Genomic DNA, 13,161 nt, shown 5'->3' with positions numbered 1-13,161 from the left:
GGTCAGCGGACATCCGGCCACTCCAACCGGATCCGGGTGCCCCGGCCGGGCGCGGAGTCGACCTCGGCCCGGCCGCCGACGGTGGCCATCCGGCCGTGTACGGACTCGCGCAGCCCGTACCGGTGCCGGGGGACCGCGGCCGGGTCGAAGCCGGGACCGTCGTCGACCACCTCGACCGCGATGGTGCCGCCGGTCCGGCGCAGCCGCACCGAGACGGCGGCCCCCGGCGCGTGTCGGAGCACGTTGGACAGTGCCTCGCCGGTGCTGTGCGTGACCGCCTCGACGACCCGTACCGGAACCTCGCACCGCTCGAGCTCCGAGCTGGCCCGCAGTTCCGGCAGCCGGTCGAGCAGCGCCCGCAGCCGCTCGTCGAGGGCGACGATCCGCGCCTCGTCCGCCGGCCCGCTCCCGGGCGCGTCGGGTGCCGCCCGGGTCCCGGCCAGGTCGGCAAGGGTACGCAGGTCGGCGGCGGCCCGTTCGCGCAGCAGCGGCGACTGCCCGGCGACCGCTCCGAGGCCGACCACGGTGAGGGTGGAGAGCACCGTGTCGTGCAGGTCGCGGTTCTGCCGGCGCTCCGCGGCCCGCACCGCCCGTGCCGTCAGTGCGGCCCTGGCGGTCTCCTGGTAGCCGGCGAAGGCGGCGTCGGCGAGCCGGCTGCTGTGCCGGGCCACCCCGGCGAGCGCGGCCGCGGAACCGGTCTGCACGGCGAGGGTGACCGCGTGCCCGACCGCCTCGGCGTCGTCGCCGGCAAGATGCGCGCCGAGCCCGTACGCGGCGGCGACCAGCAGCCCGGCCGGGACCGACCGGGTCACCGGCAGGACGAACTGGGCGACGATGACCGAGGTGCTGGACTGGATCGCCACCCAGCTGACCTCGCCGGGCAGTACCTCGGCGGCGACCAGGTGCCGGATCAGCAGGCAGGTGCCGACGGTGAGCAGGATGTCCAGCAGCATCGCGGTCGACCGCCGGTGCCACCGGACCATCCAGACCGCGAAGAGCACCGACCAGGCGGTCAGCAGGCTCACCACGGCGATCAGCAGCGGGGTGGAGACCGGCGGCGTACGCACCGCGAGTGCCGCCGCCGCGCAGGCGATCCCGCAGGTGAGTCGCAGCAGCGCCGGGAAGACGCTGTAGACCCAGCCCAGCGCGCTGGCCGCCGGCATCTCGGCGGCGCCCGAAGCCGGGCCGGACAACCCGGCAGGCAACCCGGCCGGGCCGAACGGGCTGGCAGTGCCGGCCGGGCTGGCGGGATCGACCGGGCTGGCGGGATCGACCGGGCTGGCCGGGGCGGCCTCGCCGGCCGGGGTGGTCGGCATGGCCCGGGTGGTCGGCATGGCCCGGGTGATGGAGCGGAAGAGAGACATCCGGGCCTGCTCCTCCCGTCGCCTCCACCACCGTGCCGGCACGCCGGATCTCCGCCGCCCCGGCGGCACCCCGGATCCGGGCGGTATCCCTACATATCGAAGCCGAAGAATAGCAGAGGGATAAGGGCTGGTTCCTGTCGGATCGCACCCGTTCGTCACCCGCCCTCCAACCGCCTGAACGCCGACGTGGCACCCGGCCGACCTGACCTCTGGACGGGGGTCAAGGTGACCGCTGAACGGGGGTCAGTATGACCCCTGTGCGGGGGTCGGTGTGCCCCCGACCGGCACCGGTTTCGACGGTGTGCGGAACGCGGCACGGCTCCGGCGGACGGGGGGCCGGATCCCCGCCCCGACCCGGGCAGGAGGGCGGCCGGATCAGGCGTGGTCGTTGGCGGGCGGGACGGCGTCGACCGGCATCCGGTAGATCCACACGGGGTAGTCGACGCTGGAGCTGCCGCCGGCCAGGCCCGGGGTCCGGTTCAGCTGGGCCGCCGGGATCCAGAGGTGGCCGGTGCCGTCGAGCCACAGTGCGTCGCCCCAGACCAGCCGGGGATCGGCGACCAGGGTCCCGATCCGGCGGTCGGGGTCGACCGTCAGGATCCGGCGCCGGTCCACGTCGCTCAGGTAGATCACCCCGGCGGCGTCGATCGCGGTGCCGCCCGTCGTCGGGGTGTCCACCCAGGGCTCGACCTGCCGGGCGACGATCTCCGGTGGGATGCCCGGGTCGTCGAGGCAGCGGGTCTCGATCCGGTGCAGCGGCCCGGAGGCCGGCTGGTAGTAGAGGTACCGGCCGTCCGGCGACACCTCGAGCTGGTCGGCGTGGATGCGCAACTCCCGGCCGTGCGCGTCGCGGAGCAACTCGCCGTCGGCCCTCAGCGGCCGACGTGCGACGGTGCTGGCGTGCCCGTCGAGCACCCGGCGGCACGCCCCGGTGGCCAGGTCCAGCACGATCAGCCCGGGCGCGCCGGCATCGGTGAGGTATCCCGTGCGACCGTTGAAGCGGACGTCGTCGACGTAGCTCGTCGGCAGCAGCGCCGGGCCGAGGTCGTAGCTGCGGAGCACCGCCGCCGAGTCCGGGTCGACGACGATCAGTCGCGGACCACCCGGTACGACCGGCAGCCCGATCCCGGGGCTACCGGCGTCGACGATCCAGAGGTTGCCGTCGGGCCCGATCCGCAACCCGTTGACATGCACGAAGGTGCCTTCGGGGGCGAGATCGTCGCGTACCTCGTTCCAGGCGGTGTCCGGATAGGGGACGATCCGGCCGTCCGAGACCACCTCACCGACCTGGATGCCAGGCCCGTCCGCCGAGGGGAAGCTCACGAAGACCCGGCCGTCACCGGTGGTCGTCACGCCGGTCCAGACCCGGTCCGCCGCAGCCACCGGGCGCAGCCGGGGGTTCTCCTGGATGGTGGGGCGCACGCCGCCGAGCCTATCGCCGTACCCGACTGGTAAGTCCGGTTTTGTCGCAGGCGGTGCCGGTGGTGGCCCGGCTCGCCTACGGTTGCCCACATGCCGATCCCGCCGTACGTCGCCCGGCTGCGTGCCGCCGTCGGGCCCGAACTGCTCCTGTTGCCCTCGGCCTCGGTGCTCCCCTTCGACGCGGCCGGCCGGCTGCTGTTGGTGCGTCACCGGGGGCACCACGACGGGTGGGGGCTGGTGGGTGGTGCGATCGAGCCCGGCGAGTCGCCCGCCGAGGCGGCCGTACGGGAGGCGAGGGAGGAGATCGGGGTCGAGATCCGGCTGGAGCGGCTGCTGGACGTGCTGGGCGGGCCGGAGTTCGAGGTGACCTATCCGCACGGCGACCGGGCCGCGTACGTCACCGCGGTCTACCGGGCCACGATCGTCGGCGGGACGCCCCGACCCGACGGGGACGAGGTCACCGACGTCGGGTGGTTCGACCGGGCGGAACTCGCCGACCTTCCGGTCAGCCGGTTCGCCGGCGCGGTGCTCCGGACCACCGGCCAGTACGACGACCCGGCTGGTGTTCCGGCCGGCTAGTCCCGGCATTTCTGGCGTTTCGGATCGGCGGCTCGGGCACGATGGCCGGGTGGAGCTCGCCCCGGCCGGTACGCCCGCTCGCCGCCGGCCCGGTGCCGGCTGACCGGGGCGCGGCCGGCATGGACGCCGTCATCGACACCCTCACCGCACTCTCCGGCTGGGCGGCACTGCTGGTGGTCGGGGCGCTGGCCTTCGGCGAATCCGCCGCGTTCATCGGGCTGTTCCTGCCCGGCGAGACCGCGCTGCTGCTGGGCGGGGCGCTCGCCGCGACGGGCCGGGTCAGCCTGGCCGCAATGGTCGTCGTCTCGACTGTCGGTGCCATCGCCGGGGACAGCGTCGGATACGAGATCGGTCGCTGGAGCGGCCCGCCGTTACGGCGTAGTCGGCCGGGGCGGTGGGTGGGGGAACGGCGCTGGACCCGGGCCGAGCAGTTCGTGGCCCGGCACGGACCGCTGGCGGTGCTGCTGGGGCGGTGGGTCGGCGTACTCCGGACGCTGGTGCCGGCCCTGGCCGGGATGAACCGGATGCCGTACCGCCGGTTCCTGTTCTTCAACGCCGTCGGCGGTGCGGCCTGGGCGACCACCGTGGTGCTGGTCGGCTACCTGGCCGGCGCCTCCTGGCGCCGCCTGGAGAACCACCTCGGCGAGGCCGGCGCGGGGATCGCCGCGCTGGTGCTGATCTGCCTGGCGGCGGCCTGGGTGATCCGGCGACGGCGACGGCGTCGTGCGGAGGCCAACCGTGATCGAGGGCCAGGAGGTACGCGCTCGTGAACCGGGTGGGCGGCGCGCAGCGGCACCACCGCCGAATCCCCGAGGTCAGCCCGCGTGCGGCCGGGGCGAGGCGGCCACCACGACGTGGCGGACGGCGGACCGGCGGCGCAGCCATCCGCCGATCCGCCCGGCGAACACCCCGACGGCGCGTGATCGTTCCATCCCGCCGGTCACGGCACGGTGCGGAGGACCGTGCTGGTCCTCCGCACCGGTTGTCGCCGTGGATCAGCTGGCTACAGGTCAGCTGGCACTACAGGTTGGTGACATGCCCGAGCCGCTGCCGGTGCCCTGGAAGCCGAACTCGGTCGAGCCTCCGGCGGGAATCCGGCCGTTGTAGCTGACGTTGGTGAAGGTCACCGCGCCACTGTTGCCGCTGCGGCTGGCGTTCCAGGCATTCGTCACACTGGCGCCGGACGGCAGGGTCATGCTCACCGACCAGCCGTTGGTGCCCGACGAGCCGGCGGTCACCCGCACCGTGGCGACGAAGCCGCCGTTCCACTGGTTCAGCGAGACCGTGGCGGAGCAGCCACCCGGACCCTGCGTCGGCGGGTTGGTCGGGGGGTTGGTCGGCGGGTTGGTCGGGGGGTTGGTGGGCGGGTTGGTCGGTGGGTTCGTCGGCGTGACGCCGTTGTTCAGCGCGCTCAGGGTCGCGTCGTACGCCGGCTTCTTGTTGCCGTTGCACTCGAAGAGCAGCGGGGTGCCACCGCTGCGCCACGAGTCGCAGTCCCGGACGCCCCAGACGGTGATGCCGAGGCAGCGCGACACGGCCAGGCAGTCGTTGACGACGTTGCGGTAGGTGTTGGCCTGGGTGGTGCCGGAGCCCTCGATGTCCAGCTCGGTGATGTGCACGTCGACACCGAGGGCGGCGAAGCTGCTCAGCGTGGTGCGGTAGTTACTCGGGTACGGCGACCCGCTGTTGAAGTGCGACTGGAAGCCGACGCAGTCGATCGGCACGTTGCGGGACTTGAAGTCCTGCACCATCCGGTAGACGGCCTGGGTCTTGGCCCAGCTCCAGTTGTCGGTGTTGTAGTCGTTGTAGCAGAGCTTGGCCTCCGGGTCGGCGGCCCGCGCGGCCCGGAAGGCCGCCTCGATCCAGTCGTTGCCGGTGCGCTGGAGGTTGGAGTCGCGCCGGGCGCCGCTGTTGCCGTCGGCGTACGCCTCGTTCACCACGTCCCACGAGGCGATCTTGCCCCGGTAGTAGGTGGCGACCCGGGTCACGTGGTTGAGCATGGCCTGCCGCAGCGCGCTGCCGCTCATGCTCTCCATCCAGCCGGGCTGCTGCGAGTGCCAGGCCAGGGTGTGGCCACGGACCTTCATCCCCCGGCTGGTCGCGTGGTTGACGATCCGGTCCGCGTTGGCGAAGTTGAACTGGTTCTGCTGCGGCTCGGTCGCGTCGATCTTCATCTCGTTCTCGGGCGTCACCGAGTTGAACTCACGATTGAGGATCGTCGAGTAGGTGCTGTCGCTCAGCTTGTTCGCGGCCACGGCCGCACCGAAGTAGCGGCCGCCCCGCTCCGCCGCCGACGCGCCGAGCGTCGTCGCGGCGTTGGCGGAGCCGGCGAAGGTGAGGGCCGCGCCGGCGGCGAGGACGCCGACAGCGAGGGAGACCAGCGCGGCACGGGGGCCGCGTCTCGCCATCAGGCGTCTGGGGTGGGGGACGGTGCCGTTGCTCATTGCCATGTGCCTCTCGGATCCGGGGTTGGGACGGTAGGGGTGGTGGGGTGTGGCGTCGATGCACCCGTCCGGTGCCGGCTCGGCGGGCGGCCTTCGGGGGATGAGCAGCCCCGATCGACCGGCGTCCCGGACGTCCTCGGTGAGCTCAGTGGGCACTCGGACCAAATAGCTGCATCGACAGAACTAGATTTCAGGAGGCTAACGGAAAGATTCCGAAACTTCAATCTCGCCCACTCTGGATCCATCGACGTCGCTAAGGATATGGAAACTCCCGAACCGCCTCATGTCGTCGCTCGACCGAGGGAAGGCGCTGGTCGAAGCGTTGGTCGCGGTGGGCGTTCCCGACGGGCGTCGGGTCGTTGGGCGCCGAAACTTTCGAGGACGCGCCATTTCGCCGGGATCGTCCGGCTCGCGAATTGTCGACTCTCCGGAATGGACTCACCGACGGAGTTCGCGGGCGAGCGCCGCGTAGACGTACTCGTCGCCGGCTCTCCGACAGTTCTGTCTTCCTTGACAAATTGATTTGTCGGTGGCAGGCTTGCCGCATGTTCGACATCGCAGTGATCGAGGACCCGGCGGCGGCCGAGGCGTCGCTCGACCCGATCCGGGCCCGGCTGCTGGCCGAGCTCGCCGAGCCGGCCTCGGCCACGATGCTCGCCGCCCGGGTCGGCCTGGCCCGGCAGAAGGTCAACTATCACCTCCGGGCGCTGGAGCAGCACGGGTTGATCGAGTTGGTCGAGGAGCGCCGCAAGGGCAATGTCACCGAGCGCGTCATGCGGGCCACCGCGGCGTCCTACGTGATCTCCCCGGCCGCGCTCTCCGCCGTGCGGCCGAACCCGCGCCAGGCGCCGGACCGGCTCTCTGCGCGATGGTTGCTGGCACTCGCCGCCCGCCTCGTCCAGGACGTGGGGGCCCTGATCACCGGCGCCGACCGGGCCCGGCAGCAGGTCGCGACGTTCGCGATCGACACAGAGGTGCGGTTCGCCTCGGCGGCGGACCGGGCGGCGTTCGCCGAGGAACTGGCGGCGACGCTCACCGCACTGGTCGGCAGGTACCACGACGGGTCCGCACCCGGCGGCCGGGACCACCGCGTGCTGGTCGCACTGCATCCGAGCGTGCCGGCGGCCGCGGAACAGGCCGGGCCGACCACTTAGCAGACAGAATCCACCGGCTCGGCCCGGCCCGGCGGGCGACGGGCCTAGCCGTTCCGCACATCAGGCGACCCTGGAGAGGTTCTACCGTGGGACACGAGTTCGAACTGCGCAAGGACATCGAGCTGGCCGCGACACCGGAGCAGGTGTGGGAGGCCATCGCCACCGGCCCGGGCATCGACTCCTGGTTCATGGGCCGTAACGAGGTGGAGCCGCGCGAGGGCGGCCGCACCCGGCAGACCATGTTCGGCCACACCGAGGAGGCGACGGTGACCGGGTGGGAGCCCGGGAAGCGGCTGGCGGAGCGGACCGGCACCGGACCGGACGGCACCTTCATGGCCTTCGAATACCTCGTCGAGGGCCGCGACAAGGGCGGTACGGTGCTGCGGCTCGTGCAGAACGGCGTGCTCGGCGACAACTGGGAGACCGAGTACGAGGCGATGCAGGCCGGCTGGGACATGTACCTGAAGACCCTCGCCGCCTACGTTGCGTACTTTCCCGGCCGGTACGGCGTGCCGGTCGGCGGGTTCCGGCCCGGGGCCGGCGCACCGGACCAGGTCTGGGCGGCCGTGGCGCGGGCGTTCGGCATCACCGGCGAGGTCGCCGAGGGCGCCGCGATCCGGTTCACCGTCGACGGCCTGCCGCCGATCGAGGGAGTCGTCGACCTGACCGGGCAACCCACCTGTCTCGGCGTGCGCACCGACGACGCGCTCTACCGCTTCCTGCACTCCGGCACCGAGCGGGGCAACGCCCTCGTCGTCACCCACCACCTCTTCGGCGCCGGGGTGGACGCGGAGAACGCCGAGCGGGCCTGGCAGGACTGGCTCACCCGGCTGCCCGTCGGTCCGTCCGACTGAGGTGTGCGCTGCCGTCGATCATCCGACTGAGGCCGGCCCGCCGTCGACCCGCGCTCACCCCCGACGCCGAGGGCGCGTCACGGCGTCGCCAGGTCGATCGACACCGCCGGAGGTGAGGCAAGGCTGTTGTGGACGGTGCAGTGCGACACCACCGCGAGGAGTGCCTGCCTCCTCGCCTCCGGGAAGTCGGGCGGTACCCGTACCGTCAGCTGGACCTCGGCCACCCGCGCGGCCTTGTCGGCGGCCATCCGGAAGGTCGCCGACACGCCCAGCCCGTCCCGACTCAACCGGTGCCTGCTGAGATACCGGCCGGCGTAGAACGCGACGCAACTGGCCAGCGACGCGACGAACAACTCCGTCGGCGTCGGCGCCTCGTCCCCGCCACCCGCCTCCACCGGCTGGTCCACCAGCAGCCGGTGCCCTCGTACGACGAACTCGTACGACTCTCCGGCCACGAAGCGGACATCCAACGTGGTGGCGTTTCCGGTCCTGGCGGCGGCCTGGACCTGCACCATGGGATCACCCCCCTGTACGCAGTCCCTCTCTGGCAGTCCCTTTCTGCCCTCCAGCCAACACCTCGGCCGGCGCCGCCGGCAGATCCTGCCGACCCTCCGGCCCGGGACCTTCGACCCGGGCCCGCCGGTGCGCCGGGCGCCACCTTCCGGTGAGGGTGCCGCCATTCGACGCCGTGCGGCGACCGCCGGAGTTAGCCTCTCCCGGTCGGGTCGGCGGACGGTGGGAGGCGCATCGGTGGTGGGTACCGCAGATCCGGCGCCGCGTCGCTCCTCCGCGCCGTCCGCGGTCGCGGCGCGGCGTGCCTGTGGCGCGCGAGCCGGGTGACGGCTGGCGATGCGGCCCGGACCACCCGGCAGGGGGGTGACCTGGGAAGAACTCTTCTTCGACCTCGCCTTCGTCTTCGCCCTCACCCAGTTCTCCCGGCTGCTGCACGAGCACGGCGGCTGGATCGGGATCGCACACACCCTGATCGTCTTCGTTCCGGTCTACTGGGCCTGGGGTGGCGTGACCCTCTACATCAACCAGCGCGACGTCAATTCCCTGCTGGACCGGGTCGGCATCCTCACCCTGGGGCTCGGCAGCCTGCTGATGGCGCTCACGATCCCCGGCGCGTACGGCGACCGCAGCCTGCCCTTCATCGTCATCTATCTCGCCAGCCGGATTCTGCTGGCCCTCCTCGCCCTGCGCAGACGTGCGGTCTGGCGTGCGCTCTTCGTCGGTCCCTACGGGGCCTTCCTGCTCACCGGGCCGCTGCTGCTGTCCGGCGCCGTGCTGCCGGGGACGACCCGGGTCGCCCTCTGGGGTGCTGCGGCCCTGGTCGACCTGCTGAGTCCCTGGGTCGCGCGCCACCTGGTCGCACAGAGCCGGGTGCATCCGCTGCACTACACGCACCGCTACGGACTGCTGATCATCCTGGTGCTCGGCGAATCCGTGATCCAGGTCGGGGTGCGGGCCGTCGATGATCCGCTGACCCCTGCCCGGGTCACCGCCGTCGGTGCCGCGTACGCCCTGGTCGGCGCCCTCTGGTGGGCGTACTTCCGCTACGGCGTGCCGGACTTCCGGCGCGCCATGGAGCAGGCCCCGGACCAGCCGGACCTGCGCCGTGCGGTGCTGGTCTACGGCCACCTGGCCTTCAGCTTCGGGATCATCACCCTCGCCGTGGGCCTGGCGGAGCTGGCGCCCTCGCCGCTCGACGAGATGCCCGAGCGGGAGATGTTGCTCCTCTTCGGTGGCAGCGCACTCTTCCTCTCCACCTTCGCCTTCACCCACTGGCGGATCCACCACCGGATCGCCTGGCACCGGGTCGCGGCGGCCGCGGTCTGCCTCGTCCTGGTGCCGGTCGCCACGCTGGTGCCGGCTCTCGTGGCGCTCGCCGCCCTGGTCCTGGTGATCGTGCTGATGATCGGGGCGGAGGAGACGACCGCACGGCGGCACGGTGCCGACGTGGTCGGCGAACGGGCCGAGGAGGAATCGCGCGGCGACGCGGCACGGGTGGACGAGGGGCCGGTGAGCGGCGACTGACCCTCCGGCCGTGCCGGTGAGGCTCGGCCACGCGTCCCCCGTCGGTGCCGCGGCCGACGGGGGACGCGGCCCTCCGCTCACTGCCGCACGAGGATCCGCACTTCATCGCCTCACTTGGACTCGACCCGGCCCAGCGGGTCGGTGCCGTTGCGCGGCCCGGCGCTCGTCTCGGGCCAACTGGTGTCCGTCGGGTCGAGCGCACTGCGCAGGTAGGCCCAGCTGAGCCGCTGGACCAGGGCGACGCGTTCGGGGCTCTCGTCGGTGGTCTCCGCGACGGCGTATCCGGCGACACCGCCGAGGGAGTGCTCCGCCCCGAAGAGGGTGAGCAGGCTCTTCGGGCCAGGGCTCAGGTGGTAGGGGTCGGTGAACCAGTCCGGTCCCCGGACGCTCAGGGCGGACTGGTCCCGGTCTCCGGCGACCACCAGGGCCGGCGTGGTCATGCCCGCGAAGCTCGGGCTCATGAAGGGGAAGTGCTCGGCGGCGAACGGACTCAGGTCCGCCCCGCCCGTACCGGTCGTGGCCAGCAGCACACCGGCTCTGACCCGCGGGTCGGACATGTCCTCGCCGGGGACGCCGTCGGCTCCGAGGACCCGGGCACCGAGGAGCATGCTGGCCGACTGGCCGCCCCAGGAGTGCCCGGCGACCGCGATGCGGCTCCGGTCGAGCCGGCCACCGAGACCGGGTACGGCGGCCTCGACGAGGTCGAGACGGTCGAGGACGCGCCGCAGGTCCGCGACCCGGTGACGCCAGATCTCGGGGTGACGGGGATCGTCGGGCGTGATGTTCAGCGTCCGGGAGTCGAGATGCGTGGGCTGTACCACCGCGAAGCCGCAGGCGGCCCAGAAGTCGACAAGCGGGGCGTAGCCGTCCATCGACCAGCCGAAGCCGTGTGAGAAGACGACGACGGGCAGGGCGTCGCCGGTGACCGGGGCCGAGACCCGTACCCGTAGGTCTTCGCCACGGTCCGGAGCCGGCAGCACCACCGGGCTGACCGAGACGACCGGGTCGGCGGCGACAGCGCCTCCATGGAAATGGGGCATGACTGTTTCTCCTTCAGGCGGTGACGATTGCCGACGCGGGGCTTGGACACGGGATGCCGGTCCTGGCATCATGGACAAGCGGAACCGCGTTCCGTTAGAACGATACGGAACAGCGTTCCGATTACCAAGAGGTGTGACGGAGGTAACGGCAGAGTGCCCGACGGCAACAGCGGATCCGGGGGTCCGCCTCCCCGGAAGCGGGCCGACGCCCGGCGCAACGAGCAGGCCCTACTCGACGCGGCCGCCGAGGCCTTCGTCGCCTCCGGCGTCGACGTGCCGGTACGCGACATCGCCGCCAGGGCCGGCGTCGGCGTCGGCACCATCTACCGCCACTTCCCGACCCGGGCCGACCTGGTCGTCGCCGTCTACCGGCACCAGGTCGAGGCCTGCGTCGACGCCGGTGCCGCCCTGCCGGCGGCCGGCGACACCCCGTACGCCGCGCTGACCCGGTGGATCGACCTCTTCGTCGACTTCCTGGTCACCAAGCACGGCCTCGCCGAGGCGCTGCAGTCCGACGACGCCGCCTTCGAAACCCTGCACGCCTACTTCCTCGACCGCCTCGTCCCGGTCTGCGGCCGGTTGCTCGACGCCGCCGTCACGTCGGGTGAGATCCGTGCGGACGTGCGGGCGCTCGAACTGATGCGTGGCGTCGGCAACCTCTGCATCGGCGCCGGCCGCGATCCGCGCTACGACGCCCGACGCATGGTCGAACTCCTCGTCGCGGGCCTGCGCCTGCGCTGAGCAGCGGACGACCGCGACGGACTGGCCGGGGGCGCTCCGCAGCGCACGGCCGGGATGCTCGCCGGCCAGGGCGATGCCACCGGATCCGGTGACTGAGCGTAGGTAATTTCCCTCGCACTATGCGGTAACTCGCCCGCCCTAGCGTCGATCCCGCAGAGGCGGTTCGACGACGGCGACGCGGGCGGGGGTGGCGAGCGATGGACGAATACCTCTTCTACAGCCGCAGCGGGTGGGCGCCGTGCCTGACGGTCAGGCCGGTCAACCGGTCCCGGCTGGTGACGATGGCCAGGCAGGTCGCCGAGCCGGGCAGTAGCGGGCGGACCTGGACGGCGTCGCGGGCGTTGTCGAGCACGACCAGTACCCGCCGCCGGGTGAGCACACTGCGGTAGAGCGCCGCCCGCTCGTCCAGCCCCGCCGGGAGCTGCGGCGTGGGGAGACCGAGCGCCTGCAGCAGTCCGGCGAGGGCGTCGGCCGGATCCAGGGCCCGGCCGTCGGGGTCGAAGCCGCGCAGGTTGACGTAGAGCTGCCCGTCGGGGAAGTGGCCGGCGAAGCGGTGCGCCGCGTGTACGGCGAGGGTTGTCTTGCCCACCCCGGGCATCCCGTCGACGGTAACGATCATCGCCCCGCCGGTGCCGTTCGCGGCGGTCAACAGCAGCGAGACCTCGGCGAGCTCGGCCTGCCGGCCGACGAAGGCCGACAGATCGGCGGGCAACTGGGCCGCGGTCCCCTCGCTGCCGCCGGCCTGTGCGGAACCCCGGAAGCCGGGTCACCGGCTCCGCCGGGTCCCGCTCACCGCCCGGCTCCACCGGCACCCGCTCACCGCCCGGCTCCGCCGGCACCCGCTCACCGCCCGGCTCCGCCGGCACCCGCTCACCGCCCGGCTCCGCCGGGTCCTGGAGCACGTGCCACGGGGCGTCCCGCAGCTCCGGCCCCGGCTCTATGCCGAACTCGTCCCTCAGACGACGGCGGACGCTCCGACAGGTGGCCAGGGCCTCGGCCCGGCGTCCGCTCGCGGCCAGCAGCCGGACCAGGGCGGCCTGGATCGACTCGTTCAGTGGATCCAACGCGGCGGCCCGCCGTACCTCGCCGAGGCAATCGTGCACCGGTCCGCAGCGCAGGGCCAGCCCGGCGGCCTCCTCGGCGACCGCGAGGTATTCCTGGTCGGCGGCGGCGAAGGCGACGGGCAACCGGCCGGGCGTACGGAGATCCGCTGCGCACGGCCCCCGCCACAGCCGCAGCGCACCGACGTACGCGTCGACCGCCGCTGCCGGGTCGACCGCCGCGACCCGCCGGGCCTGATCCCGCAGCTGCCGGAAGGTGGCCAGGTCGAGGGTGCCCGGGGCGACCACGATGCGGTAACCGCCGGCCTGCCGGCGCAGGATCCTGCCGTTGGCGCGCGCCGGCAGCCCTGGCTCGACAATCCTCCGGAGCGCGCCCGCGTACCGGTGGATGAGGTTGGTCGCGGTGGCCGGCGGGACGTCGCCCCAGAGCATGTCGATGACGGCGCGCGGGCTGATCGGCTGGTC

Annotated in this window: 12 protein-coding genes and 1 pseudogene; 6 read left to right on the top strand and 7 right to left on the bottom strand. The window is 72.8% G+C overall.

Translation table 11 applies throughout. The features are described 5' to 3' along the window. Positions 1-2: 2 nt before the first annotated feature. Both ACN27G_RS26675 and ACN27G_RS26670 read right to left on the bottom strand, forming a co-directional pair. Positions 3-1,364, bottom strand: coding sequence for an ATP-binding protein (locus tag ACN27G_RS26675; protein WP_421495487.1), 1,362 nt, complete (start codon positions 1,362-1,364; stop codon positions 3-5). Positions 1,365-1,739: 375 nt separating this feature from the next. Next, entirely contained in the window at positions 1,740-2,786 is a 1,047-nt protein-coding gene (locus ACN27G_RS26670) for an L-dopachrome tautomerase-related protein (RefSeq protein WP_421495486.1), read from the bottom strand. Between the two features lie 90 nt (positions 2,787-2,876). Between ACN27G_RS26670 and ACN27G_RS26665 the strand changes: the two genes are divergently transcribed. Both ACN27G_RS26665 and ACN27G_RS26660 read left to right on the top strand, forming a co-directional pair. Then, entirely contained in the window at positions 2,877-3,365 is a 489-nt protein-coding gene (locus ACN27G_RS26665) for an NUDIX domain-containing protein (protein WP_421495485.1), read from the top strand. A gap of 41 nt (positions 3,366-3,406) precedes the next feature. Continuing rightward, complete coding sequence (locus ACN27G_RS26660; protein WP_421495484.1) at positions 3,407-4,135, top strand: DedA family protein; 729 nt, start codon at positions 3,407-3,409, stop codon at positions 4,133-4,135. 240 nt (positions 4,136-4,375) lie between these two features. Here the strand turns inward: ACN27G_RS26660 and ACN27G_RS26655 are convergent, their stop codons facing one another. Then, positions 4,376-5,773, bottom strand: coding sequence for an endo-1,4-beta-xylanase (locus ACN27G_RS26655; protein ID WP_421495483.1), 1,398 nt, complete (start codon positions 5,771-5,773; stop codon positions 4,376-4,378). 581 nt (positions 5,774-6,354) lie between these two features. Here ACN27G_RS26655 and ACN27G_RS26650 point away from each other — a divergent pair. After that, positions 6,355-6,963: an ArsR/SmtB family transcription factor gene (locus ACN27G_RS26650; RefSeq protein WP_421495482.1), complete on the top strand. Its 609-nt coding sequence runs from the start codon at positions 6,355-6,357 to the stop codon at positions 6,961-6,963. 86 nt (positions 6,964-7,049) lie between these two features. After that, positions 7,050-7,817 (top strand): SRPBCC family protein, encoded by a 768-nt coding sequence (locus tag ACN27G_RS26645; protein ID WP_421495481.1) that lies wholly within the window; start codon positions 7,050-7,052, stop codon positions 7,815-7,817. A 77-nt stretch (positions 7,818-7,894) separates the two neighbouring features. Here ACN27G_RS26645 and ACN27G_RS26640 read toward each other — a convergent pair whose 3' ends face one another. Further along, the gene (locus ACN27G_RS26640; RefSeq protein ID WP_421495480.1) at positions 7,895-8,332 is read right to left on the bottom strand and encodes an OsmC family protein; all 438 of its coding nucleotides are present in this window, start codon (positions 8,330-8,332) and stop codon (positions 7,895-7,897) included. 361 nt (positions 8,333-8,693) lie between these two features. Between ACN27G_RS26640 and ACN27G_RS26635 the strand changes: the two genes are divergently transcribed. Continuing rightward, positions 8,694-9,854, top strand: a complete 1,161-nt coding sequence (locus tag ACN27G_RS26635; protein WP_421495479.1) for a low temperature requirement protein A — start codon at positions 8,694-8,696, stop codon at positions 9,852-9,854. Between the two features lie 110 nt (positions 9,855-9,964). Here ACN27G_RS26635 and ACN27G_RS26630 read toward each other — a convergent pair whose 3' ends face one another. After that, positions 9,965-10,894, bottom strand: a complete 930-nt coding sequence (locus ACN27G_RS26630) for an alpha/beta hydrolase family protein (protein WP_421495478.1) — start codon at positions 10,892-10,894, stop codon at positions 9,965-9,967. Positions 10,895-11,047: 153 nt separating this feature from the next. On the opposite strand from ACN27G_RS26630, the gene ACN27G_RS26625 reads away from it, so the two are divergent. Beyond that, positions 11,048-11,635 carry a TetR/AcrR family transcriptional regulator gene (locus ACN27G_RS26625; RefSeq protein WP_421495477.1) on the top strand — a complete coding sequence of 196 codons (588 nt, stop codon included), beginning with the start codon at positions 11,048-11,050 and terminating at the stop codon, positions 11,633-11,635. A gap of 214 nt (positions 11,636-11,849) precedes the next feature. Here ACN27G_RS26625 and ACN27G_RS26620 read toward each other — a convergent pair whose 3' ends face one another. Both ACN27G_RS26620 and ACN27G_RS26615 read right to left on the bottom strand, forming a co-directional pair. Beyond that, the gene (locus ACN27G_RS26620) at positions 11,850-12,347 is read right to left on the bottom strand and encodes an AAA family ATPase (RefSeq protein WP_421495476.1); all 498 of its coding nucleotides are present in this window, start codon (positions 12,345-12,347) and stop codon (positions 11,850-11,852) included. 262 nt (positions 12,348-12,609) lie between these two features. Then, positions 12,610-13,128 (bottom strand): annotated as a pseudogene (locus ACN27G_RS26615) (AfsR/SARP family transcriptional regulator); the annotation flags it as partial. Positions 13,129-13,161 lie beyond the last annotated feature (33 nt).

Source organism: Plantactinospora sp. WMMB334, assembly GCF_049179095.1.
In the GTDB taxonomy this organism is placed as follows: domain Bacteria; phylum Actinomycetota; class Actinomycetes; order Mycobacteriales; family Micromonosporaceae; genus Plantactinospora.
The sequence above is the reverse complement of the archived record's forward strand: the minus strand, read 5'-3'. Positions and strand labels throughout refer to the sequence as shown.